This window comes from Neisseria sp. HMSC065D04 (assembly GCF_001815675.1).
Taxonomy (GTDB): domain Bacteria; phylum Pseudomonadota; class Gammaproteobacteria; order Burkholderiales; family Neisseriaceae; genus Neisseria.
Genome location: NZ_KV821518.1, coordinates 139215 through 143041, shown reverse-complemented (window position 1 = coordinate 143041; position 3827 = coordinate 139215). Strand labels below are relative to the sequence as shown.

The following is a 3827-nucleotide window of genomic DNA, read 5'->3' as shown; positions in this document are numbered from 1 at the left end:
CGCCGTACCGGTTTAAAGTTAATCCACTATAACGGGCAAACAAAGCATCGTGTTATTGGCATCCGCCATACAAAAAGGTCGTCTGAAACATTTTTCAGACGACCTTTTGACATACAGGGAACGCGGATTATGCGTTGCCTTCTTGTTGTTGCTGGTACATAGCTTCGAAGTTGATCGGAGCGAGCAGTACGGGCGGGAAGCCGGCGCGGGTTACGCTGGTGGAAATGGCTTCGCGTGCGTAAGGGAAGAGGATGTTCGGGCAGGCTACGCCTAAGAGCAGTTGAACGTCTTCTTCAGGGATGTTTTCCAGACGGAAGATGCCGCTTTGGGTTACTTCGTTGAGGAACATGGTGCGTTCGGCGTTGAGTTTGGCGGTTACGGTAACGGTTACGTCAACGTTGTAGTAGCCGTCTTCCAGCTTCTCGCTGTTGGTGGAAACGCGCATATCGACTTCAGGCTCGCCTTGTTCCAAAAAGATTTGGGGGGCATTGGGCACTTCCAAAGACAGGTCTTTGACGAACAGGCGTTCGATGCTGAATACGGGTTGCAATTCTTCGCTCATTTTGTTTTCCTAGTTGGGTTTAAAGTTACGGGTTTAATAAAGAATCCAGCCTGCCTTCGCGGTGCAGGCCGTACAAATCGGTGAAACCGCCGACGTGGGTATCGCCGATGAAAATTTGAGGGATGCTGCGCTGTCCTGAAAGCTGCTGCATTTCGGCAAAGGCTTCGGGGCTGCGGTCGACGCGGATTTCGTTGATTTCGGCGACGCCCAGCGAATGCAGCAGCTTTTTGGCCATGGTGCAGTAGGGGCAGAACGCGCCTGTGTACATCGTAACGGTTTGCATGATTGTTTTCAGAGTTCTAATGGGGTTCACTATATGGGCATATGGTTTATTTTACAATACTTGAAATCGGCTATTTTGCCTGAATCTTTGTTTTCGGGGCGTGAGGGCTGTCTGCCGCCCATGTGCCAAAACACCGTTTTTAAAGTATGATAAACGGCAATCCGAACCGCTTTTGCCTTGTATAGTGGATTAACTCTAAATCAGGACAAGGCGACGAAGCCGCAGACAGTACAGATAGTACGGAACCGATTCACTTGGTACTTCAGCACCTTAGAGAATCGTTCTCTTTGAGCTAAGGCGAGGCAACGCCGTACTGGTTTAAAGTTAATCCACTATATTTTCCACAAAACCGACGGCAAGCGGGTGGTAGATTAAATTTGAGTCAGAACAGCAACACAATCAGCCGATTATTTTCAGGTTTGGGCAGCATCAGTCTGGTTCAAATTTAATCTACTATATTTCTTATTAAAATCAGGAACTAAAACCATGCTTTCAGGAATCCCCATCCCGAAGGACGCCGTCCGTCCGCCCGAAACCGTGCTCGTCAACATCACCCCGCAGGAAACGCGCGTGGCGGTGTTGGAAGAAAACAATATCTGCGAGCTGCACATCGAACGCAACAGCGGCCATAGTCTGGTCGGCAATATTTATCTGGGCGTGGTTCGCCGCGTGTTGCCAGGGATGCAGAGCGCGTTTATCGACATCGGTTTGGAACGCGCGGCGTTTCTGCACATCGTCGATGTCCTCGAACAACGCCGCAACCCCGACGAAACCCAACGTATCGAGCATATGTTGTTTGAAGGGCAGTCGGTTTTGGTGCAAGTCATCAAAGACCCGATTAACACCAAAGGCGCGCGCCTTTCCACCCAAATTTCACTGGCCGGACGTTTCCTCGTCCACCTTCCGCAGGAAGACCACATCGGTATTTCCCAGCGCATCGAAGACGATGCCGAACGCAACAGCCTGCGCGAACGCCTGACTAATCTATTGCCCGAAGACGCGTGTCACGGCTACATCATCCGCACCAACGCCGAAAACGCCACCGACGAGCAGCTTTTGTCCGATATCCACTACCTGACCAAAGTGTGGGAACACATTCAAGAACAAGCGAAAACCCAGCCGCCGGAAACTCTGCTGTATCAGGATTTACCTTTGAGCCTGCGCGTGTTGCGCGATATGTTCAGCCTCGACACGCAAAAAATCCTGGTCGATTCAACCGAAAACCACCGCCGCATGACCCGTTTCGCCGAGCAATACGTCCACGGCGCATTGGGCAAGATAGAGCTATTCAAAGGCGAACGCCCGCTGTTTGAAACCCACAACGTCGAGCAGGAAATCAGCCGCGCCCTGCAACCGCGCGTCAACCTCAACTTCGGCAGCTACCTGATTATCGAGTCCACCGAAGCCATGACCACGATAGACGTGAACACCGGCGGCTTCGTCGGCGCGCGCAACTTCGACGAAACCATCTTCCGCACCAACCTCGAAGCCTGCCACACCATCGCCCGCGAATTACGGTTGCGCAACCTCGGCGGCATCATCATCATCGACTTCATCGACATGGCGCAGGAAGCGCACCGCGAAGCCGTGTTGCAAGAACTTGCCAAAGCCCTCGCCTTCGACCGCACCCGCGTTACCCTCAACGGCTTCACCAGCTTGGGTTTGGTCGAGCTGACACGCAAACGCTCGCGCGAAAACCTCAGCCAAATCCTCTGCGAACCCTGCCCGTCCTGCCAAGGCAGGGGTCGTCTGAAAACGCCGCAGACCATCTGCTACGAAATCCAGCGCGAAATCGTCCGCGAAGCCCGCCGTTACGACGTGCAGTCCTTCCGCATCCTCGCCGCGCCCAACGTCATCGACCTCTTCCTCGACGAAGAATCGCAATCGCTGGCGATGCTCATCGACTTTATCGGCAAACCGATTTCGCTGGCAGTCGAAACCGCCTACACGCAGGAACAGTACGATATTGTGTTGCTGTAAAGACAAAAGGTCGTCTGAAAACGGAATCGTGGTTTTCAGACGACCTTTTGGCAAAATCGGCAGACCATTCAAGTGCAGTATTCCTTTAGAAGAAAATGTCCACCATACCCGGCAGAACCCACGCCGAAGGAAACCCAATCAAGTACGGAAAAGCAACAAAAAGGTCGTCTGAAAACCAGCCGCTCCTTTCAGACGACCTCCCGCTAAACCCCTCCTAATTTTCCCCTGCTATCCTTCCCGCCGATTAAGGAGAACACCATGCGCGTATTGCTTGCAGAAGACGACAACATGATTGCCCAAGCCGTAGCCGCCAACCTCAAAGACAGCGGTTATGCCGTCGATTGGGTCAAAAACGGCAGCCAAGTTTCCACCGCCCTTCAGGCGCAGAACTACGACTTGCTGCTGCTCGACCTCGGCCTGCCCGGCAAAGACGGGTTGGACGTCCTCACCCAAATCAGACACGAAGGCAGCAAAACCCCCGTCCTCATCGTTACCGCCCGCGACGACCTCCACAGCCGCCTCAACGGACTGGACGGCGGCGCCGACGACTACATTGTCAAACCCTTCGACATGGCGGAGCTGCAAGCCCGTATGCGCGCCGTCCTGCGCCGCCACAGCGGCCACAGCCAAACCCTGCTGACCAACGGCGCGCTCACCCTCAACCCCGCCACCTACCAAGTCGAAGTCAAAGGACAAGACAAACCAGTCCTCCTGAGCAACAAAGAATTTGCCGTTCTCCAGGCCCTGATGATGCGTCCCGGCATCATCCTCTCCCGCAGCGACCTTGAAGACAAAATCTACGGCTGGGGCGAAGAAGTCGAAAGCAACGCCGTCGATTTCCTCATCCACGCCCTGCGCAAAAAGCTCGGCAAAGAACACATCCAAAACGTACGCGGCGTAGGCTGGCTGGTCGCCAAAGAGGTCGTCTGAAACCTCAAACCGCGCATCCATGCCCGCCCATGCCATAATCAATATAGTGGATTAACTTTAAATCAGGACAAG

At 53.7% G+C, this 3827-nt stretch carries 4 protein-coding genes; 2 read left to right on the top strand and 2 right to left on the bottom strand.

All coding sequences use genetic code 11. From position 1 onward, the window contains the following. Positions 1-127: 127 nt before the first annotated feature. Both secB and grxC read right to left on the bottom strand, forming a co-directional pair. Positions 128-562 carry a protein-export chaperone SecB gene (secB, locus tag HMPREF3050_RS07405; RefSeq protein ID WP_003755109.1) on the bottom strand — a complete coding sequence of 145 codons (435 nt, stop codon included), beginning with the start codon at positions 560-562 and terminating at the stop codon, positions 128-130. A gap of 25 nt (positions 563-587) precedes the next feature. Then, the gene (grxC, locus tag HMPREF3050_RS07400; RefSeq protein WP_003741129.1) at positions 588-845 is read right to left on the bottom strand and encodes a glutaredoxin 3; all 258 of its coding nucleotides are present in this window, start codon (positions 843-845) and stop codon (positions 588-590) included. A 486-nt stretch (positions 846-1331) separates the two neighbouring features. On the opposite strand from grxC, the gene rng reads away from it, so the two are divergent. Then, the gene (gene rng, locus HMPREF3050_RS07395; RefSeq protein ID WP_003777217.1) at positions 1332-2825 is read left to right on the top strand and encodes a ribonuclease G; all 1494 of its coding nucleotides are present in this window, start codon (positions 1332-1334) and stop codon (positions 2823-2825) included. A gap of 258 nt (positions 2826-3083) precedes the next feature. Further along, complete coding sequence (locus HMPREF3050_RS07390) at positions 3084-3755, top strand: response regulator (protein WP_070513333.1); 672 nt, start codon at positions 3084-3086, stop codon at positions 3753-3755. Positions 3756-3827 lie beyond the last annotated feature (72 nt).

Bases quoted from the DNA above. Each gene is read 5' to 3' on its own strand.
- secB (WP_003755109.1), bottom strand. From the start codon at position 562: ATGAGCGAAGAATTGCAACCCGTATTCAGCATCGAACGCCTGTTCGTC.
- rng (WP_003777217.1), top strand. From the start codon at position 1,332: ATGCTTTCAGGAATCCCCATCCCGAAGGACGCCGTCCGTCCGCCCGAA.
- grxC (WP_003741129.1), bottom strand. From the start codon at position 845: ATGCAAACCGTTACGATGTACACAGGCGCGTTCTGCCCCTACTGCACC.
- HMPREF3050_RS07390 (WP_070513333.1), top strand. From the start codon at position 3,084: ATGCGCGTATTGCTTGCAGAAGACGACAACATGATTGCCCAAGCCGTA.